This is a genomic window from Brevundimonas aurantiaca (genome assembly GCF_014199955.1).
GTDB lineage: Bacteria > Pseudomonadota > Alphaproteobacteria > Caulobacterales > Caulobacteraceae > Brevundimonas > Brevundimonas aurantiaca.
The window spans coordinates 1-18835 of the sequence record NZ_JACHOQ010000005.1 but is presented as its reverse complement, the minus strand read 5'-3'; the positions used below and the strand labels follow the sequence as shown (position 1 = coordinate 18835).

The 18835-nt window shown below is 67.4% G+C and carries 17 protein-coding genes and 1 tRNA gene; 13 read left to right on the top strand and 5 right to left on the bottom strand.

Features of this window, described 5'->3' with window-relative positions; all coding sequences use genetic code 11:
• Nucleotides 1-80 precede the first annotated feature (80 nt).
• From GGQ93_RS11075 to GGQ93_RS11045, 7 genes are all read left to right on the top strand, one after another.
• Nucleotides 81-1331 (top strand): TetR/AcrR family transcriptional regulator, encoded by a 1251-nt coding sequence (locus GGQ93_RS11075; protein WP_183217039.1) that lies wholly within the window; start codon nt 81-83, stop codon nt 1329-1331.
• A gap of 268 nt (nt 1332-1599) precedes the next feature.
• Nucleotides 1600-3825, top strand: coding sequence for a TonB-dependent receptor (locus GGQ93_RS11070; RefSeq protein WP_183217037.1), 2226 nt, complete (start codon nt 1600-1602; stop codon nt 3823-3825).
• A 139-nt stretch (nt 3826-3964) separates the two neighbouring features.
• The gene (locus tag GGQ93_RS11065) at nt 3965-5197 is read left to right on the top strand and encodes a metallophosphoesterase family protein (RefSeq protein WP_224764385.1); all 1233 of its coding nucleotides are present in this window, start codon (nt 3965-3967) and stop codon (nt 5195-5197) included.
• Entirely contained in the window at nt 5194-6762 is a 1569-nt protein-coding gene (locus GGQ93_RS11060) for an alkaline phosphatase D family protein (RefSeq protein WP_183217035.1), read from the top strand. The genes GGQ93_RS11065 and GGQ93_RS11060 overlap by 4 nt, the downstream gene beginning before the upstream one ends.
• A 20-nt stretch (nt 6763-6782) precedes the next feature.
• Nucleotides 6783-7589: an acid phosphatase gene (locus GGQ93_RS11055; RefSeq protein ID WP_183217033.1), complete on the top strand. Its 807-nt coding sequence runs from the start codon at nt 6783-6785 to the stop codon at nt 7587-7589.
• Nucleotides 7590-7870: 281 nt separating this feature from the next.
• Nucleotides 7871-8023 (top strand): hypothetical protein, encoded by a 153-nt coding sequence (locus tag GGQ93_RS11050; RefSeq protein WP_183217031.1) that lies wholly within the window; start codon nt 7871-7873, stop codon nt 8021-8023.
• The gene (locus tag GGQ93_RS11045) at nt 7980-8735 is read left to right on the top strand and encodes a reverse transcriptase domain-containing protein (protein WP_183217029.1); all 756 of its coding nucleotides are present in this window, start codon (nt 7980-7982) and stop codon (nt 8733-8735) included. The genes GGQ93_RS11050 and GGQ93_RS11045 overlap by 44 nt, the downstream gene beginning before the upstream one ends.
• A gap of 62 nt (nt 8736-8797) precedes the next feature.
• Here GGQ93_RS11045 and GGQ93_RS11040 read toward each other — a convergent pair.
• Nucleotides 8798-8889: transfer RNA gene (locus GGQ93_RS11040), tRNA-Ser, on the bottom strand.
• Between the two features lie 123 nt (nt 8890-9012).
• Between GGQ93_RS11040 and GGQ93_RS11035 the strand changes: the two genes are divergently transcribed.
• From GGQ93_RS11035 to GGQ93_RS11020, 4 genes are read left to right on the top strand one after another with little or no spacing between them, the layout of a single operon-like run.
• Nucleotides 9013-10518, top strand: coding sequence for an exopolysaccharide biosynthesis polyprenyl glycosylphosphotransferase (locus GGQ93_RS11035; RefSeq protein ID WP_183217027.1), 1506 nt, complete (start codon nt 9013-9015; stop codon nt 10516-10518).
• Between the two features lie 11 nt (nt 10519-10529).
• Entirely contained in the window at nt 10530-11975 is a 1446-nt protein-coding gene (locus GGQ93_RS11030; RefSeq protein ID WP_183217228.1) for a lipopolysaccharide biosynthesis protein, read from the top strand.
• Nucleotides 11972-12913 (top strand): glycosyltransferase family 2 protein, encoded by a 942-nt coding sequence (locus GGQ93_RS11025; protein ID WP_183217018.1) that lies wholly within the window; start codon nt 11972-11974, stop codon nt 12911-12913. The genes GGQ93_RS11030 and GGQ93_RS11025 overlap by 4 nt, the downstream gene beginning before the upstream one ends.
• Nucleotides 12913-13842 (top strand): glycosyltransferase family 2 protein, encoded by a 930-nt coding sequence (locus GGQ93_RS11020; RefSeq protein ID WP_183217016.1) that lies wholly within the window; start codon nt 12913-12915, stop codon nt 13840-13842. Before GGQ93_RS11025 ends, GGQ93_RS11020 begins: the two co-directional genes overlap by 1 nt.
• Here GGQ93_RS11020 and GGQ93_RS11015 read toward each other — a convergent pair.
• Together GGQ93_RS11015 and GGQ93_RS11010 are read right to left on the bottom strand one after the other, a co-directional pair.
• Nucleotides 13839-14540 (bottom strand): P-loop NTPase family protein, encoded by a 702-nt coding sequence (locus GGQ93_RS11015; RefSeq protein ID WP_183217014.1) that lies wholly within the window; start codon nt 14538-14540, stop codon nt 13839-13841. The genes GGQ93_RS11020 and GGQ93_RS11015 overlap by 4 nt on opposite strands.
• Nucleotides 14541-14605: 65 nt before the next feature.
• Nucleotides 14606-16045, bottom strand: coding sequence for a GumC family protein (locus GGQ93_RS11010; RefSeq protein ID WP_054766986.1), 1440 nt, complete (start codon nt 16043-16045; stop codon nt 14606-14608).
• 121 nt (nt 16046-16166) lie between these two features.
• Between GGQ93_RS11010 and GGQ93_RS11005 the strand changes: the two genes are divergently transcribed.
• Nucleotides 16167-16928: a polysaccharide biosynthesis/export family protein gene (locus GGQ93_RS11005; protein WP_152950593.1), complete on the top strand. Its 762-nt coding sequence runs from the start codon at nt 16167-16169 to the stop codon at nt 16926-16928.
• Between the two features lie 19 nt (nt 16929-16947).
• Here GGQ93_RS11005 and GGQ93_RS11000 read toward each other — a convergent pair whose 3' ends face one another.
• Nucleotides 16948-17259 (bottom strand): sel1 repeat family protein, encoded by a 312-nt coding sequence (locus GGQ93_RS11000; RefSeq protein WP_152950594.1) that lies wholly within the window; start codon nt 17257-17259, stop codon nt 16948-16950.
• Nucleotides 17260-17431: 172 nt separating this feature from the next.
• Nucleotides 17432-18157, bottom strand: a complete 726-nt coding sequence (locus GGQ93_RS10995; RefSeq protein WP_183217012.1) for a glutathione S-transferase N-terminal domain-containing protein — start codon at nt 18155-18157, stop codon at nt 17432-17434.
• Between the two features lie 176 nt (nt 18158-18333).
• On the opposite strand from GGQ93_RS10995, the gene GGQ93_RS10990 reads away from it, so the two are divergent.
• A complete protein-coding gene (locus GGQ93_RS10990) occupies nt 18334-18744 on the top strand; it encodes a hypothetical protein (protein WP_224764386.1) in 411 nt (136 codons plus the stop codon).
• Nucleotides 18745-18835: the final 91 nt, after the last annotated feature.

Sequence of the window (18835 nt, the reverse complement as noted above, 5' to 3'; positions counted from 1 at the left end):
CGTCGCTGAAGACAGGGCCGTCTTCCCCGAACCTCGCGCCGCGCACTCGACAGCTCATCATCGAGACTTCATTGAAACCTATGCCTCCAGTCCAAGCGCCCAGCCGGGCCGCCGACGCCCTTCAGATCATCGAGGCCGCCATCGCCCAGGCGGCGGCCAACGGGCTCGACAGCCTGACGATGCGGGACCTCGCCCACGCCGTCGGCAAGAGCACGACGGTCATCGTCAACCTCTTCGGATCGAAGGCCGGGCTGATCCAGGCGGTGGGAGAAGAGGCGCTGCGGCAGGACACGGCGTTTCACACCGCCTTCTTCGGCCCCGTCGTCGGCCTGCCGCCCAGCCGAGACGCTCTGCTGGCCTTGTTGCGGCACTATCTGCGCCTGCGCGCTTCCGAAAGCGCCGGTTTCGCGCGGATCTGGGAGGCGCTGTTGATCGACGGAGACGCCTGCGCGGAGCGTCGCGATCTCATTCGACGCTGGGCCGCGATGCGGGAAACGGCGTGGGCCGACTATCTGGCGGCTGATCCCCGGTTGGTCGACTTCGCCTCCATCATCGTGGCCTGGACCACGATGGAGCAGTTCTACGCCGGAGCCCTGGGCGAACGCGCAGACTATGAGGTGATCGCGTCCGAAGGTCTCGGCGGCCTCGTCGATCGCGCCTTCGGCGAGACCGAAAGGCCGGCGGCGGCGACCCTATGGCACAGGGAAACCCTGATCATACCCCAGGCGCCGGCGGCCGGACTGGAACCGGACTCGATGAAGCTTAAGCTTCTGCATATCGCGGCGGATCAGATACTGGAGCGGGGTCTGGGGGCCCTGACCAACCGGTCCGTCAGCGCCGTGGCGGGAACATCGACCTCAACCATCGCCTATCACTGGCCCGACATGCGCCGCTTCGTCCTGGACGCGGTCTGGCACAGCGTCTTCCGCGACATGCCGCTGTATCTGGCCGGTCAGCGTCCAGAAGGCGACCCGGCGTCGGCGGACCTGGAGCGTTGGGCGCGGCTGATGGCGCCGACAGTCGCCATCGCACCCCAGTCAGAGGGCTTCTACGTCCGATACGCCAGGCTGATCGCGGGCGTGTGCATGGAGGCGCGGCGCGACCCCGCGCTGCGTGACCTGGCCATGTTGCTGCGCGGTCCCGAAGGCGGTGGCACCTATTACAATCAGGCCGGGGTCTGGCCTGCCGACTTCGATCTCAATCGGCTGGCGGCGACGCGGTTCGCCCTCTGGATCAAGGCCGCCGCCCTGACCGCTCGGGCGAGCGGAGCGCCCCTCGATGAGGCGGCGCTCAAGGCGGCCGCAACCCGGCTGGTTGCGCGCCGCACGTGACAGAACACACGTTATCGTCGTGCGCACTCAGCCCTAACTACGGCTGACAAGAACAGTTCTAACAAGCTTCATAAAAGCATTGCGCGCGCAATCTAATGCCGCATCGTTGTCGAACATCTGTTTTTCCGCGCGACGATGCGGCCGGACTTCTCCCCAGGGTCAGGGCCCGCTTCGATCAGGAGGCGATCAAACGGCTGTTCGACGACCTTCAGCAACACATCGACACGCGAGGGTGGGGGCCCCGCGCGTCGCCCGATGGATGGTCAACATGCAACGTCTTCTTCTCGGCGCCTCGGTCGCCGTCCTCACGGCGGCGGCCCTGCCCGCCTCCGCCCAAACCCAAACCGCCTCTCAAACGGCTTCGGTCGATGACGTCATCGTCACGGCCCAGCGTCGCTCCGAATCGTCGCAGAAGGTCGCCGTGGCCCTGACCGTGGTGTCCGGCGAAACGCTGGACGACCGCAACATCCAGACCGTGAACGATCTGGAGAACACCGTGCCCAGCCTGGAGGTGGACAGCCAGCTGGGCGGCAGCCAGCCCCAGTTCCGCATCCGCGGCGTCGGCCTCACCGACTACGCCGCCAACAACACCTCGACCGTCGGCATCTATGTGGACGAAGTCGCTTATCCCTACGGCGTGATGACCCAGGGTCTGCTGTACGACATCGCCCGCATCGAGGTGCTGCGCGGCCCACAGGGCACGCTCTACGGCCGCAACACGACGGGCGGCGCGGTCAGCGTCATCACCAACGCCCCGACCGATCACGTCGCCGCAGGTCTGAACCTTAGCTACGGCAGCTATGATGCGGCCAAGATGGAAGCCTATGTCTCCGGCCCCGTCGTCGATACCCTGACCGCCCGCCTTTCGGTCGCGGCTGAATCGGGCGGAGCCTGGCAGTACAATCGCGACACCGGCGAGAGCCTGGGCGACAAGGACACCAAGGCCGCGCGCCTGCGCCTGACCTGGCGTCCATCGGCCCAGACCGACGTCGATCTGAACCTGCACTACAGCCGCGACGAGTCGGACGGGCGGGGCCTGCGTCTGATCACCACCCCCTTCACCGCCGGCGGCGGGCGGGTCTATCCGATCGACACCGATCACCGCATCACCGGCTGGGGCATCTCGCCCTATTTCGCCCAGTTGATCGGCGCCTCGCCCAACGCCAAGCCCTTCCGGGACAATGAGGGCAAGGGCGTCAGCCTGCGACTGAACCAGGATCTGAACTGGGCCACCCTTACCGCCATCGCCAGCTACGAGACGTTCGACCGCAACGAGTTCAACGACTGGGACGCCACGGCGTCGAACGAGGCGGGCACCTTCTTCTTCAACGACATCGACACCTCGTCCCAGGAGGTCCGCCTGGCCTCGCCGGCCGGTGGTCGGGTCCAGTGGCTGGCCGGCGTTTATCACGCCAATGAATCCGTGGACGGCGGCTTCTATTCGGACTTCTCCGAAGCCAAGAGCCTGGCCTTCTGGATGAGCACCACCTACGGCCAGAAGGTCGAGACCACCGGCGTATTCGGCAATGTGGACTATCGCCTGACCGACCGCCTGACCCTGGTCGGCGGCCTGCGCTATGAGGATGAAACCCGCGAACTGAACAACTTCAAGACCGAGGTCCTGGCCCCCACCCCGTCCGTCCGGGCCACCACCTCCAAGTCGCAAGAGATGGGCGAGTGGACCGGCAAACTGGGCGTCGAATACACCCTCAGCGACGACATACTGACCTACGCCAATGTTTCGCGTGGCGTGAAGTCGGGCGGTTTCACCACTTACAACAGCGGCCTGCCGGACCAGTTGGAACCCTTCAAGTTCGAGGAGCTGATCGCCTATGAGACCGGGCTGAAGTCCAGCTTCTTCCAGCGCAAGCTTCAGTTCAACGCCGCCGCCTTCTACTACGACTATCGCGATCAGCAGCTGCAGGGCATCCTCTACACCCGCACGGGCCGCGTGGGCCGTATGATCAACGTGCCCAAGTCCCACATCCAGGGCGCAGAGATCGAGGCCGTCTGGCGTCCCCTCCCCAATCTGACCGTCACCCAGGCCCTCGCCTACAAGTACGGCGAATACGACGAGTTCTTCTTCGTCAACAGCGCCGCCACCGAGGCGGCGCGCGACAAGGTGACGGGCGAGTACAACACCATCGTCTACAGCGACCGGGCGGGCGAACGCCTGCCCTTCCCCAAATGGGACTACAAGGGTTCGATCGCCTATGATTGGCGGATGGGCGACTGGGGCGTGGAGGCCCAGACCAACTACGCCTTCCGTGACGAGAAGTTCAGCACCTCGGCCAACTCGATCATCGACTCCTTCTGGCTGGTCAACGCCGGCCTGACGGTGCGGCCGATGGACGGGAACTACGCCCTGGGCGTCTATGTGAACAATCTGACGGACGACTATTCCGAGGAGTCGCGCAATCGCTTCATCTCGGCCTCGACCGGTTCGCCCAACCCGCCCCGCACCTGGGGCGTGCGCCTGAGCTATCGGTACTGACGCCTTGCGGGCTTCGGTGGGTCGGCCGAAGCCCGCCCTTCTTCGTTGGGAGAGACACGCCTTGCAATTCCCTTGGACACGTCTGCGCGGGACCGCCGCCGCCCTCGCCGCCTTGACTGCCTTGGCCGCTGGAGCCGTCATGGCCGAACCGGCGCCGCAGCGGTTCACCATCGCCGTCATTCCCGACACTCAGAACTACGTCGACTTCACCCATCAGCGCGCGGAGGGCTTCGCCTTCGACGCCCGCGACCTGATGGATCAGCAGCTTCAATTCGTCGCTGACAACTCTGTGTCGCGCGGCGGCGACATCGTCTTCGCGACCGCCGTGGGCGATGTCTGGCAGCACCCGATCATCGACATCGACCCGGACCATGCGGCCCGGGGCTTCCGCCCTCGCCCAGCGCCGGCAGGCGCGGGCGTCGCGGCCTGGGCGGACGGCGTGCGGAATGTCGAAATCCCGGCGGCCACCGCCGCCTACGACCGGATCGACGGCGTCCTGCCCTTCTCTGTCGTGTCAGGCAACCACGACTATGACGGCCAATGGTGGGACGAGCAGTGGCCCCAGGATCTGACGGCGCCGCCGGGCGACCTGCGTCGTCTGGGCATGATCCACATCGGCGGCCTGACCGCCTTCACCCAGGCTTTCGGCGCGACCTCGAAATATTTCAAGGACCGGCCCTGGTATGTGGCCTCTCATGACGACGGCGCCGACAGCGCCCAGGTCTTCGAGGCGGGCGGCTATCGCTTCCTGCACATCGGCCTGCAGATGGCGCCGTCCGACGCCAGCCTGAAATGGGCGGAGACGGTCATCCACGCCCACCCCGGCCTGCCGACCCTGATCACCACCCACGACTTCATCGACAAGACCGGCCAGCGCCGCGCCCATCCGGTGGTCGATCTGAACGCCCTCGATCCCTTCGACAACAGCGCCCAGGGCGTGTGGGACAAGCTGATCAGCCGCAATCCGCAGATCTTCATGGTGCTGAGCGGCCATCATAACGGCCAGGCCTTCCGTACCGACCTGAATCGACAGGGCGGCGCCGTCTATCAGCTTCTGTCCGACTATCAGGACCGCAATCAGACGGCGCTCGACACCGGGCTGGCGCCGGGCCGCGCGCCGGGGATCGGCGACGGCTGGCTGCGGCTGATGATCTTCGACATGGGCGGCGATGTCCCGACCGTGCGAGTCCGCACCTATTCGACCTATTATGGGGTCTATGCGTCCGACCAGGCCGAATACGCCCGTCGCTACAAGCCCAATGAACAGCCCCAGATGACGGACGACGGCTTTGTCGCCGCCGACGACTTCGTCATCCGCCTGGAAGATTTCCGCGCCCGCTTCGGCCCCGGCGCCCACGAGGCCGGGCGATGAACGGCCTGAACGATCGACTGTCGCGCCGCGCCCTGATCGGGGGGCTGGTGGCCGCGCCGGTCGTCCTCCGGTTCGGCCGGGCCCAGGCGGGCGCCGATCTTTTTTCCCTAGGCGTCGCCAGCGGCGACCCTTGGCCGGACGGCTTCGTTCTGTGGACCCGCCTGGCCGCCGATCCCATAGCGCCGGACGGCCTGGGCGGTCTGGGCGACCCGATGGAGCTTCTTTGGGAGGTCGCCGCCGACGAAGGTTTCAACCGCATCGTCGCTGTGGGCCGGACCACGGCCCAGCCCGCCGAGGCCCATTCGGTCCATGTCGAGGTCCAGGGCCTGCTTCCCGGCCGCCCCTATTGGTACCGTTTCACCGCCGCCGGTCAGCGCAGCCCCGTCGGCCTGGCGCGCACGGCGCCGGCGCCCCACGCCGAGGTGGATCGGCTGAAACTGGCCGTGGCCTCCTGTTCGAACTGGGAGGTCGGCTATTTCAGCGCCTATGGCCATATGGCCGACGAGGCGCCGGACCTGACCCTGTTCCTCGGCGACTATATCTATGAATACACCCGCACCGGCGCGCGAGCGGCCAATGTGGTGCGACACTACGGCTTTGAGGACGCCACCACCCTGGCCGGCTATCGCAACCGCTACGCCCTGCACCGCACCGATCCAGACCTTCAACGTCTTCACGCCGCCGCTCCCTGCCTGGTCACCTGGGACGACCATGAGGTGCTGAACAACTATTCCGGCGTCTGGCCGGACGAGGGCGGGCGGCCCGACGACTTCCTGCGCCGCCGCGCCGCCGGCTATCAGGCCTTCTATGAAGCCATGCCGATCCGCCGCACGCGGCTGGACCGCCGGCTTCAGATGCCCATTCACAAGCGCGTCCGCTACGGCCGTTTGGCCGAGTTCTTCATGCTGGACGGACGCCAGTATCGGTCGCGCGGGGCCTGCGTCGACGAAGGCGGGGCCAAGGGGCAGATCGTCCCCGACAGCCTCTGCCTGGACCGCGCCGACCCGTCACGCACCTTCCTGGGTTTCGAACAGGAACGCTGGCTGTACGACGGTCTGGCGGGCGGCGACGCGCGCTGGACCATCCTGGGCCAGGACCTTGTCATGGCCGGGCTGCGGTTCGAAAACCCCGATGGCGAGACCCGCTACTGGACCGACACCTGGGACGGCTTCCCCGCCGCCCGCGACCGCATGACCCAGGCCCTGCATCAGCTGAAGCCGCGCAATCCGGTGGTTCTGTCCGGCGACTACCACTCCTTCTGGACCAATGACGTCCTGCTGGACAGCCGCGACGAGACCTCGCCGGTGGTGGCGACCGAGTTTGTGGGCACCTCCATCACCTCCGGCGGCCCGCCCTATGAGGGGCTGATGGCGGCCATGCCGGCCAATCCGCACATCCGCTTCTTCGAAAGCCGCGTGCGCGGCTATATGGCGATGGACGTCACCCCGGAGCGGATGATCACCCGCTATCAGGCGATCAGCGACGTGCGCGATCCCAAGGCGTCGGTCTCCACCCTGAATCGCTGGGTCGTCGAGGACGGCCGCCCCGGGGCCCAGCCGGCCTGATCCCGTCCAGAGTTGATTTCATGATTCGAATCCTGTCCCTGCGCGGCCGCGCCGTCGCGGCGGCCCTGGCGCTCGCCCCGTTGATCGTGCTGGCCGGATGCGCCTCCAGCCCCTCTCCCGCCCCGACCTTCTGGAGCGGCTTCCGCGATCACCCGAAGGGGTATCTGACCGCAGGCGCGGCCCCTGACGCCTCCCGTTTCCTGCCGCCCCCGCCGGAGGCCGGGTCGCTGCGCGATCAGGATGACATCGACCGGTACCGCGCCACCCGCGCCTTGAAGGACACGCCCCGCTGGGATCAGGCCCGCGCCGACAATGAGATCGAGACGCCGACCGCCCCGCGCGTCTTCAATGAAGCCCTGGGCATCCGGTTCGAGCCCGCGCGCATGCCGACCCTGACCCGGCTCCTGGGCCGGATGCTGGGGGATCTGGAGACCATCCAGACCCCCGCCAAACGCGGCTTCTTCCGCCCTCGTCCCTTCGTCGCGGAACCGGCCGAAACCTGTTTCCCGCCCGAGCCCTGGCTGGCGAACAGCGGCTCCTACCCCTCCGGCCACGCCGCCCTGGGCTGGGCCTGGGCCCTGGTCCTGGCCGAAATGGCGCCGGACCGCGCCGACGCCGTCCTGGCCCGCGGCCTGGCCTATGGCGACAGCCGAATGATCTGCGGCGTCCACTACGCCAGCGACGTCGAGGCCGGCCGCCTGGTCGGCGCCGCCCTGGTCGCCGCCCTGAAGGCGAATCCCGCCTTCCAGGCCGACTTCAGCATAGCCCGCAATGAACTGAAGGCGGCGCGGGCCGGGGAAACAGAAACTAAAAACTTTCGCCGTTAACGGACGCCACGCATCTTTCCGCTTCCCGGTAGTCTGCGGCTGCCTGTCGCCCCACGTCCGAACACTCTATTGTAGACAAATAGCTTGGCAACTACCCGGTTTCGCGCATAGATTGAGCTGACGTCTGGCGATAGCCCGCAACACCCGCCTGTCGGAAATCCCGCTTAGCCGCAACTCAGCTACGCAGATTTCACGTTTTGGAGCCTCAACGGGTTCCTTGGCTGACGACCCCTCAAGAGAGGGTTTGTGGTTTGCTGGACGTGTGATTGAGGGAGGTGCCCATGGCTCACAAGTCACGCATCGGCCTTGGTCGCGAGATCGTCTCGTTGCTGACGGCAGTTCTTAAACTGTCGTTGGTGATCTACGAAATCGTGACCAAGGTCGTCAGCTATGCCCGTCGCCATTCCGAACTATCGATACTCGTACCGGCGTAAAGGTAAGCCGGTGTATGTGCCCACGAGTATCGGGCGCAGGATTGGCAACGAGATCAAGGAAGCTGTCGAAGAGACGTATGATTTCTCCCCGACATACTTCCACATGGCTTCGGGAGGCCACGTCGCGGCGATGCATCATCACCGCGACAGCGCTGTGTTCGCTAGAATCGATATTGCTCGATTTTTCTACAGCATATCGAGGCGCCGAGTGCAGAGCGCGATTGACCGCATTGGGCTGAAGACCTCTCGGTTCTACGCCCGATGGTCCACAGTGCGAAATCCCTATGGGGAGCCGGACTATGCGCTTCCATACGGCTTCGTCCAGTCGCCAATCCTGGCATCCCTTACAATCGCTACGTCAGCACTGGGCGAGCATTTGGAAGCCCTTCCCGAAGGCGTCCGAGCGAGCGTTTACATGGACGATATCGCTCTTTCGGGAGACAACCCCGAAGAGTTGGAAGCGGTGTTCCGCGACACTCTAGCCGTGCTGGAGCGGGAAGGCTTCTCCGTAAACGAGGACAAGCTGCGCTCGCCTGCACCTCTCATGGATATCTTTAACTGCGATCTGTCGTCCGGGCGCAGCGTCGTGCGGGCGGAGCGAATCGAAGAGTTCTTGTCAGATGGTCCATCGGAGGAGTCCGAAAGGGCGTTCACAGCCTACTGCGCCAGCGTGGAAGACGGCAATGCACCGCCTGCTCCCGACGTCACATAGAACGTCACAAAGGACCACATCCAACCTCGCTAGTGTTTTGTTTTCCTGACACTTTATAGGGATGGCGGAGACGGAGGGATTCGAACCCTCGGTACCCCTTACGGGGTACGACGATTTAGCAAACCGTTGCCTTCAGCCACTCGGCCACGTCTCCAGCGAAGGGCTCGATAGCGGAGCCTGATGCGTCGTGCAATCCGCTTCGCGCGAAACGACGATGTTAACGTCACATAGAGGGCCGAGCGTGCAGGGTGGCGGCTGTACGACGCCACGGATATCCATGCCTGACTGCGCCTCCTCTCTCGCCGCGACCGCCGCCGCGACGCCGCCAGGCGACGCTGGCGAGGCGCGCGCCCAGCGGGGTCCGTTCCGGCCCGAGGTCTGGCTGAACGCGCGCCGTCGCTCCAGCGTGCGCCTGGCCGCCCACTGGTTTCGCGCCCTCGACGTGACGATCGCCGTCGGCCTGGCGGCGCTCGTCCTGTGGGCGCTGGAGTCGATTGATCTCCGCATCCTGCCGGTCGGCGCCGTCCTGCCCCTGGCCGTCGGAGTGACGACGGTTCTGGCCCTGCTGCGGGGCCTGGACCTGTATCGATTCGAGCCGGAGCGGTCGCCCCTGGTCCATCTGGCGGCGGTGCTCGCGGCCCTGGCGCTGGCGATCGCGGCCGCCGTGACTGTGGGCTGGGCGCTGCAAGGCGACGGCCTGGGTCCGGTCCTCCCCTGGGGCCTGACGGCGGCGGCGGCCCTGACCGGTCTGCACGGTCTGTGGCTGATCCTGGTCGGGCGCTGGCGCCGCCAGGGCGCCCTGTCGCCCAACATCGTCATCGTGGGAGCCACCCGAAACGCCCAGGCCCTGATCGAACGCGCGCTGGAGCGGCGGGACCTGAACGTCCTGGGCGTGTTCGACGATCGGCTGGCGCGTTCGCCCAGCCGACTGGCCGGAGTGCCCGTGCTGGGCCGGGCCGACGCCCTGCTGAGCCACCGCATGCTGCCCTATGTCGATCATATCGTATTGGCCATCGACCCTGAGGCCGGGCCGCGCGGGCGCGACTTGGCCCGTCGGCTGGAGACCCTGCCCACGCCCGTGGCCATCCTGGTCGATTCCGAAGCCGGCCGCGACGATGCGCTGAAGCGGCTGGCCGGAGGCCGCCTGGCGCCGCTCGGCAACACGCCCAGCGACGAGCGCCGGGCCTTCGTCAAACGGCTTCAGGACCTGGCGATCGGCGGCCTGGCCCTGATCGCCTCGGCGCCTCTGATGATGCTGATCGCCCTGGCGGTGCGTCTGGACAGTCCTGGGCCGATCTTCTTCCGCCAGCGGCGACACGGCTTCAACCAGGAGACCATAGTGGTGTGGAAGTTCCGCTCGATGCGCCATGCCGCCGCCGACGCCACCGCAAGCCGCCAGGTGGCCGCCGACGACGACCGCGTCACCCGCGTCGGCCGCTTCATCCGCGCCACCAGCCTGGATGAGCTGCCCCAGATCTTCAACGTCCTGTCCGGCGAAATGTCTCTGGTCGGTCCCCGGCCCCACGCCATCGGCATGAAGACCGGCGAGACCGAATCCGCCCTTCTCGTGGCCGAATACGCTCATCGTCACCGCATCAAGCCCGGCATCACCGGCTGGGCCGCCGTCAAGGGCTCGCGCGGCCCAGTTCACACCGAGGCCGAGGTGCGCCGCAGGGTCGAGCTGGACATCGACTATATCCAGCGCCAGTCCTTCTGGCTGGACCTGTGGATCCTGCTGATCACCGTGCCCGTTCTGCTGGGCGACCGGACCGCCGTCAGGTGAGCGAGAAACGCATGTTCTGGCGCGGCGTCTGGGGCTATCTGCCGGCCCAGATCGTTCAGGGCGTGGTCGGCTTCCTGACCATCGTCGTCTTCACCCGCCTGCTCAGCCCCGAGGATTTCGGCCGCTACGCCCTGGCCTTTTCGGTCACCAGCCTGGCCCATACCGTCAGCTTCAGCTGGCTGGAGGCGGCCATGGCCCGCTTCTGGGCGGCCGAGCGCACGCCGGGCGGCCTGGCGACCCATTTCGCCAGCCTGTACCGCACCTCCTTCGCCGTCATCGCCGTCTTCACGCCCGTCGCCGCCCTCGTCGTCTGGCTTCTGCCCCTAAGCCCGGCCTTCAAACTGGCCCTGGCCTTCGGCTTGGCCGGAGCGCCCATTCGCAACCTGGCCAAGCTGGCGCAGGAGCGGTATCGCGCGGCCGGCGAGGTGTCCAAGGCCGCAACCGTCGACATGGCCGTCGCCGTCCTGGGCTTTCTGGTCGGGGCCGGGTTCGCCCTGGCCGGCGCGGGCGCCGCCTCTCCCATGCTGGGGCTGATGATCGCCCCCCTGTTCGCCCTGCCCTTCATCCTGCCGGGCGAGCTGCGCCAGTCGGCCGGCGGAACCGTGGATCGCGCGCGGCTGAAGGCCTACGCCGCCTACGGCTATCCCATCGCCGCGTCGCTGACCCTGGCCCTGCTCCTGGCCTCGACCGACCGGTTCCTGTTGGCGGCCTTCCTGGATGCGGCGGCGGTCGGCGCCTATCACGCCAGCTACAGTCTGGCGAACCGCACCCTGGATGTGATGTTCATCTGGCTGGGCGCGGCAGGCGCGCCGGCCATGGTCATGGCGCTGGAGCGCGGCGGCCGCGAGGCCCTGCGCCAGACGGCGCTGGAACAGGGTTCGACCCTGATCCTGATCGGACTGCCCGCCGCCGTCGGCCTGGCCCTGGTGGCCCGCCCCCTGGCCGAGCTGATGATCGGCCCCGAGCTGCGCGTCGCCGCGACCCTCGTCACGCCATGGATCGCGGCCTCGGCCTTTCTGTCCGGCCTGATCGCCTATTATTTCGGTTTCGGCTTCACCCTAGGCAAGAAGACCGGCCTGCTGCTGGTCACCATGGCCGTCCCCGCCGTCGCCAACATCGGGCTGAACCTGATCCTGATCCCTCGTCTCGGCGTGCTGGGCGCCGCCGTCGCCACGGCCCTCAGCTTCGCCATAGGCCTGGTCGCCTGTCTGCTGATCAGCCGCCGCGCCATCGCCCTGCCCATTCCGTGGGAGGCCCTGATCCGTTGCGGCCTGGCCTCGACCGGCATGGCCCTGGTGGTCTGGCGCCTTCCGCCTCTGGGCGGCTTCATCCAACTGATGCTGGACGCGGGCGTGGGCGGACTGGTCTATGCGGCCCTGGCGCTGACGCTCAACGCCGCCGGAGTGCGCGACGTGCTGAACCGACTGATCCAGGCCCGACGGAGCGCGACGGCATGAGCGGCTCCCGCGCCGATATCCACGACAACCCCGGCTGGGCCGCCGCCCGGCCCGCCCTGTCGGTCCTGATCCCCTTCCTGGGCGACGATCCCGAACCCCTGCTGCGCCGGCTGGATACCGAAGCCGCCGCCCTGGCCGGCCGGGTCGAGCTGATCCTGCTGGACGACGGCACGGGCGACGCCGCCCTGACCGCCCGGCTGAAGGCGACGCTGGACGCCCTGGCCCTGCCTGCCCGCCTCGTCACCCTGTCCGCCAATGAAGGCCGGGCGCGCGGTCGCAATCGCCTGACCATCGCCGCCCGCGCCGGCTCGTGGCTGTTCCTCGACAGCGACATGAAGCCCGACAGCCCGCGCTTTCTCCAGACCTGGATCGAGCTGATCGCGCGCGACGACCCGGCCGTGGCCTTCGGCGGCTTTTCGCTGAAACAGGCGCCGCGCGACCGTCGCTTCGCCGTCCACCGCTCCCTGTCCAGCGCCAGCGAGTGCGTTCGCGCCGCCCAGCGCGCCAGAACGCCCGAGAAATACGTCTACACCTCCAATCTTTTGGTGCGTCGCGATGTCTTCGCCGTCGAATCCTTCGACCCCGGCTTCACCGGCTGGGGGTGGGAGGACGTCGAATGGGCCATGCGGGTCGCCCGCCGGTTCCAGGTGGTCCACATCGACAATCCCGCCACCCATATGGGCCTGGACACTGTGCCGGACCTGGCGCGCAAGTTCGACCAGGGCGCCGCCAACTTCGGCCGCGTCGTCGCCCTGCACCCCGAGATCGTCCAGACCTACCCCAGCTACAAGGCCGCCCGCGCCCTGAAACGCCTGCCGTCCCTGCCCCTGATCCGCCGCATGGCCAGGGGCGCGGCCCTGTCGCCTCTGTTGCCGACCCGCACCCGCGCCTTCGCCCTGCGCCTGTACCGGGCGGCCGTCTATGCGGACGCGATCTGATGCGGGACGTCGCCGTCCTCATCCCCACCCTGCGCCGCCCCGCCACGCTGGAGCGCGCCCTGCGCTCGGTCTTCGCCCAGGTCGGGTCGCTGGACCGGATCGCCGCCGTGGTCGTCGCCGACAATGATCCCGACGGTTCGGCCTCGGCCGTGGTCGAGCGGCTGCGAGCCGAGGCGCCGGTTCCCTTGATCTACGCCCACGCGCCCGTCCCCGGCGTCGCCACCGCCCGCAATGTCGGTCTGGCCGCCACCGACGCCCCCCTGATCGCCTTTCTGGATGACGACGAGGCCGCCTCTCCCGGCTGGCTGGCCGCCCTGTTGCAGGCCCAGGCCCAAACGGGCGCCGACGTCCTGTTCGGCCCGATCCGGGGTCGCGTGCCTGAGGGCACGGGCTGGACCACCGCCTATCTGGAGCGGTTCTTTGGCCGCGACGGCCCGGCTGAGCCCGGCCTGACCGACCAGATCCACGGCTGCGGCAACAGTCTGATGGTCCGCGCTACGGCTCTGCCCGGCGACGCTCCTTTCGACACGGCCATGAACGAGACCGGCGGCGAGGACGACCGCCTGTTCACCGCCCTGCAGGCGCGCGGCGGCCGGTTCGGCTGGGCCGCCGACGCCTGGGTCGACGAGTTCGCGCCCCCCGACCGCGCCACCCTGAACTACGCCCTGCTGCGCGCCTTCGCCTATGGCCAGAGCCCCAGCCAGATGGCCGCCGCCCGCCGCGACTGGCCCGGCGTCGCCCGCTGGATGCTGATCGGCGCTGCCCAGACCGCCGTCTGGGGCCTCGCCTCCCTGATCCTCGCCCTGCTCCGCCGCCCCGCCCGCGCCGAGGCCCTGGACCGCACGGCGCGCGGCCTGGGCAAGGTCTTCTGGACAAAAGGGTTGGAGCCGAAGCTCTACGGCGCGGCCATGCTTCGCAAAGCCGCTTAGCCCGCCAGCCGGGAAAGGAATTTGGGCGGCTTATAGGTCGAACGGTTCATGACCACCCCGGCGATGCGACCGCCGACAGCCTCGATCTCGTCGCGCAGGATCACCGGCGCGCTCGCGCTCGCCCCGCCCGCCGCGACCACCAGAACCGTCATATCGACGAAGGGCGCCAGAATGATCGCCATGTCGTTGCGGTCCGCCGCCGGGCTGTCGATGACGATGGTGTCGGCGTGCGGCCTCAGGGCGTCCCAGTAGCGCGGCTCTCCCACCGCCTCGATGCGGTGCCCCGAGCGCAGGGCCTCCATGTGAAACCGCGTCGTCCACAGCCGTCCGCCCAGACAGGGTCGCGCGGTCAGCAGGCGCGCCGATGGAACCGGCTTGCCGTCCCGCCCCGTCGGGGCCGGCGTGACCGCGAAGAAGCTGGAGCCGTCGGGCGAAGCCTGGGCCGGCTTGCCCAGCTGCCCGAACCGGTCCGGTTCGGCGGCGATGGCTTCAAGCTGTCCTTGCTGCGCCAGATCGCCGTCCACCAACCAGACCGGCTTTCGCGCCCGCACGGCGGCCAGCCGGGCGTATTCGCGCGTGACCGTCGAGACGCCTTCGCCGGTCGTGGCGGCGGCGAACTGGATCACCCGGGCGCGATGCGCCGGGGCCGGCCCCAGCGCCGCCCACAGACCGGCCATTTCGGACGTCAGATCGACCATCGAATCGCTACGCGCGCTCCACCACGCGCCACAGTATCATGGCCGCCCGCCCAAGCCCCACCGACCTAGTGCGCCTTGGCGGGGGCGACCGCCAGGACCGGCACGTCCAGAGTACGGCGCACCGAGTCGGGCGTCGAAAATCCCCGCCGCGTGAAAATCCTCAGCAGGCCGATGCACAGGGCGGTGAAGGCGGCGAACAGGAAGACGGCGGCCAGGGCCGGCGCCTTCAGGCTCTTGCCCGTCGCCGGCGGCTGGGCCCGCTCGATGACGGTGACGTTGTCGGCGCCGGCCGCCACCAGGGCGTTGTCCGCTCGGCTCTGGCTTTCGCGCTGCTGGAACTCGCGGATATTGGCGGTCAGGACCTCGCGATTACCCGCCAGGGTCGCATTCTCGGACTCCAGAGCCGTCAGCCGCGCCTGCCGCGACCGGATGTCCGAGAGCTGCCGATCCAGCGCCGCCAACCGGGCCGCCAGGGCGTCACGGTCGGCCTGGGTGTTGATTCGGGTCGTCTCCAGCTCGGTCCAGACCGGGTTGGGTCCGGTACGAACCTCCTTAGGCCCGACCGCCGTCCCGCTGGCGACATAGGCTTGCAGCTGGGCGATCCGCGCCTCGATGTCCTTCACCGGCTGGGCGTCGGGTTGATAGCGCGACAGCAGCTGCTGACGTTCTGTGCGCAGTTGCAGCACCTGATCCTGGGCCGAGATATTCAGATCCTGCTGCAGGGCGACCTCGGCCGGCGTATTGGCCTGCTGCGCCACCAAGGTGCTCAGCCTCTGGCTGGTCTGGTTCAACTGGCTCTGCGTCGCCATCCGGTCGGCGAAGGTAGTCTGATAGGTCGCGGCCAAGGTGGCCTTTGCGGCGGCGAAGTCGCCGATGTCGTTCGACGTCAGAAACTGCTCATAGGCCCGGTCCGCAGCGTTCAAATCCTCTTCAAACGCAAGGCGCTGGCTGGCGATGGCCGGGGTCTTGTCCTGAAAGACTTCGCGACGATAGGCCAGATACTGATCGATCACGCTGTTCAGGATGCGAGCCGCCTGCTGAGGATCATCCGCCTTGTAGCTGACGCGGATGACCGCGCTGCCCGGCGCCGTCGCGACGTGCAGGCTGGAGCCCAGCACCTTGCTGGCCGCCGCCTTCGACTTTTCCGGCGCGCCCTTGGGCGCCCTGCCCAAAATGACCTGGGGCCCCAAGGCGTCGATGACGCGCTGGCGCACCTGGCCCGAACTGAGGATGGCCGCTTCGGAATTCGCCACCTCGTCGCCCTGCGGCGCCTGCCCCCGTTCGGCCGTCCCCACACGGGGTTGATAGACATATTCCTGGCCGACGCCCGCGAAGACGGCGCCCTGGGCCGTATAGGTCTTCTTCAGGGTGAAGACGGCGGCGGCTCCCAGGGCGAAGATCAGCAGGAAGACGACGACCATCAAGAGCAGTTCGCGGAACAGCAGTCCGACGACGTCCAGCACGCCGTAGCGCGGTCGGGTCGTGACATAGGCCGTCGAACGCATGGCGAGCGAATCCAGGAAACTCTTGATCGACGCCACCTTTCGCTGACCGGCGTTAACCATCGGTTACCCATAAGGGGCGAGGCTGTGATCCATCCTCTTTCCCGGCGGACCAACCGATTCCATGACGTCAGATCGCCGACTGTTCCTGCTGGCCCTCGGATCGGCCGCCGCCACCCTGGCGGCATGCGGCGGCGGGGCTGCGGGCCGAATGCCCCGCCCCAGCGACCGCGCGCAAAGGATCCAGCCTTCCAGCCGCGGGGATTTTCCCAACATCCCCTTCGCCGACTGGACCGACGAAGAGCCAGAATATCTGCTTTATCCCGGCGATGAGATCGAGGTGGCCCTGCCCACCGCCGCCGAACTGACGCGAACGCTGAAGGTCGGACCGGACGGCCGCGTCGCCCTGCCCCTGATCGGTCAGGTCATGGCGGCGGATCGGAGTCTCTCTGAGCTGGAACAGGCGGTGTCTGCGGCCTATGGGTCGCAACTGCTGCGCCCGACGGTGGAGGTGACCCTGCGCCAGGCCGGGCCCATTCGGGTCTGGGTGGATGGCGAGGTCCGCACGCCGGGGGTGATCGAAATGGTCGGAGACCTGGACGCGCACCAGGCCGTCATTCAGGCAGGCGGCCTGCTGCCCACAGGCAAGGCGGAACGGGCGGCCCTGATCCGGCGCGGCCCTGGCGGCGCGCGCATGATGCGGGTGATCGATCTGCGTCCCCGGCGGGGCGAGGTCGTCGCCCTGAGGCGCGGCGACATCATCTTCGTGCCGCGTTCGACCCTTGGCGAACTCGCCGCCTTCTTCACCCAGGTGCGCTCGGCCATGCCGATCGGCTTCAGCTATTCGATCAACGGCTCGAACGGCGCGGGTTACGCCAGCTTCTGAGGCGTAACCGTCTCTGCGGTCAGGCGACCAGACGAACCACGCCGGTGTCGATGTAACGGCGCGCCGCCTTCTGGGCCTCGGCGATCTCTTCGCGATCCATCTCCTGGCTCATCTCGCGGCGGTAAACGCGCGCCTCGATCGAACCCTTCATGGCCGCCAGGTTGAAGATCATGTGGGCCGAGACCCGGTCCATCGGACAGCCGCCCGATCCGGCCGAATACATCATGCCCAGCTTGAACAGCTCGTCGCCCGACATGTCGGCAGTCGGCAGGGGCAGTTCATCTGTCTGCGCGCCGGCCGCCAGGTCGTGCGCCATTTCTTGCGCTTGCATCACCACATCTCCTGAACGAACGCCCTTCTGGGTCCGTCTCTGATGACGCATCAAATACCGCTGGTTTGAAGTTAAAGTTAACGCCGAAAGCCCGTGCAGGACTTTTCAGTAAAGCGAGAATGAATACTCCAGACTCGATTCATAAATCCGAAATCGTTCGGAAACCTGTCGTTTACGCGGGGCGCGCTCGCTGGCCGAAGAGGATAGCCCGCGCCGCCTCGGCGGCCTTTCCAGACCCGCCGGCGTTTCCGCGCCGGTCTTCCAGCACCGCCCTGCCCGCCCTGACAGCCGGCCGGGCGCCGACCCGCTCAAGCCAAGCCGCCAGACGGGGGAACTCGGCCACATCCTGACCTTGGAGACTGGGCAGTATCCAGGGCCAGGCGGCCATGTCGGCGATGGAATAGTCTCCGGCCAGATAGTCTCGATCCCGCAGGCGGCGATCCATGACGCCATAGAGACGATGGGTCTCGTTCGTATAGCGCCGGACGCCGTAGGCGATCTGGCGCTGATCCTTGATCATGGCCGGAGCATACTGGCGGAAATGATGGGTCTGTCCGGCCATCGGCCCGAGGCCGCCGACCTGCCAGAACAGCCATTGATCGACCTCTACCCGCGCCCGCGCGTCGGTCGGATAGAAGAGCCCCGACTTGTTTCCCAGGTACTGGAGGATGGCGCCGGATTCGAAGATCGAGATCGGCGCGCCGCCGGGTCCGTCCGGATCGACGATGGCCGGCATCCGACCGTTGGGGCTGATCGCCTGGAAGGCCGGCTCGAACTGTTCGCCGACGCCGATGTTCACAGGCCTGACCTCATAGGCCAGGCCCATCTCCTCAAGCGCGATGGAGACCTTCCACCCATTGGGGGTGGGCCAGTACCAGAGCTGGATCGGCGCGTTCATTAGACGATCTCCATTGAGCCTTGCGGACATCTGGGTCGGCAGCCTCGCCTGCGCAACGTCCGCTCGATTAATCCTGACACGGTCATTCAGGAGGCGTTCAGACGCAAAGCCGGACTTTGACGTCATTAACGGGTGCTTTCGTCCTCTCGGCGGAAGGCCCAGATTGGAGCACGCTGATGAAACGCCTTACCAAGGCCGCCGTCGTCGCCCTCGCCCTCTCCGCTACCGCCGTTCCGATGATGGCCCAGGCGCAGAGCCGCGACGACCGGCGCGAATATCGCCAGGACCGCCGGGACGACCGCCGCGACTATCGCAACGAACGCCGCGACGATCGACGTGACTGGCGTCAGGGCGAATACCGGGATCGCCAGGAATACCGCCACGATCGCCGCGATGACCGCCGCGATTATCGCGTCGAACGCCGGGATGATCGTCGCGACTGGCGTAACGACCGCTGGGACCGCAACAATCGCGACTGGTGGCGGGGTCGGTCCGAGTTCCGCGGCTACAACGGGCCTCGGTCGGGCTACTGGTACGCCCCCAGCTACGGCTACTACCGCGTCGAGCCGCGCTACTACGGCTATTGACGTGACCCCCGTTTCTCATCCAGCCATAACGAGAGTCCTTTGGTGATCTGAACTGGGGTTGGTGGGGTTGGCAAGAGGCCGGTCAGCGTAG

Coding starts and splice junctions, on each gene's coding strand:
- GGQ93_RS11075 (WP_183217039.1), top strand. CDS start 81: ATGCCTCCAGTCCAAGCGCCCAGCCGGGCCGCCGACGCCCTTCAGATC.
- GGQ93_RS11070 (WP_183217037.1), top strand. CDS start 1,600: ATGCAACGTCTTCTTCTCGGCGCCTCGGTCGCCGTCCTCACGGCGGCG.
- GGQ93_RS11065 (WP_224764385.1), top strand. CDS start 3,965: ATGGCCGAACCGGCGCCGCAGCGGTTCACCATCGCCGTCATTCCCGAC.
- GGQ93_RS11060 (WP_183217035.1), top strand. CDS start 5,194: ATGAACGGCCTGAACGATCGACTGTCGCGCCGCGCCCTGATCGGGGGG.
- GGQ93_RS11055 (WP_183217033.1), top strand. CDS start 6,783: ATGATTCGAATCCTGTCCCTGCGCGGCCGCGCCGTCGCGGCGGCCCTG.
- GGQ93_RS11050 (WP_183217031.1), top strand. CDS start 7,871: ATGGCTCACAAGTCACGCATCGGCCTTGGTCGCGAGATCGTCTCGTTG.
- GGQ93_RS11045 (WP_183217029.1), top strand. CDS start 7,980: ATGCCCGTCGCCATTCCGAACTATCGATACTCGTACCGGCGTAAAGGT.
- GGQ93_RS11035 (WP_183217027.1), top strand. CDS start 9,013: ATGCCTGACTGCGCCTCCTCTCTCGCCGCGACCGCCGCCGCGACGCCG.
- GGQ93_RS11030 (WP_183217228.1), top strand. CDS start 10,530: ATGTTCTGGCGCGGCGTCTGGGGCTATCTGCCGGCCCAGATCGTTCAG.
- GGQ93_RS11025 (WP_183217018.1), top strand. CDS start 11,972: ATGAGCGGCTCCCGCGCCGATATCCACGACAACCCCGGCTGGGCCGCC.
- GGQ93_RS11020 (WP_183217016.1), top strand. CDS start 12,913: ATGCGGGACGTCGCCGTCCTCATCCCCACCCTGCGCCGCCCCGCCACG.
- GGQ93_RS11015 (WP_183217014.1), bottom strand. CDS start 14,540: ATGGTCGATCTGACGTCCGAAATGGCCGGTCTGTGGGCGGCGCTGGGG.
- GGQ93_RS11010 (WP_054766986.1), bottom strand. CDS start 16,045: ATGCGTTCGACGGCCTATGTCACGACCCGACCGCGCTACGGCGTGCTG.
- GGQ93_RS11005 (WP_152950593.1), top strand. CDS start 16,167: ATGACGTCAGATCGCCGACTGTTCCTGCTGGCCCTCGGATCGGCCGCC.
- GGQ93_RS11000 (WP_152950594.1), bottom strand. CDS start 17,259: ATGCAAGCGCAAGAAATGGCGCACGACCTGGCGGCCGGCGCGCAGACA.
- GGQ93_RS10995 (WP_183217012.1), bottom strand. CDS start 18,157: ATGAACGCGCCGATCCAGCTCTGGTACTGGCCCACCCCCAATGGGTGG.
- GGQ93_RS10990 (WP_224764386.1), top strand. CDS start 18,334: ATGAAACGCCTTACCAAGGCCGCCGTCGTCGCCCTCGCCCTCTCCGCT.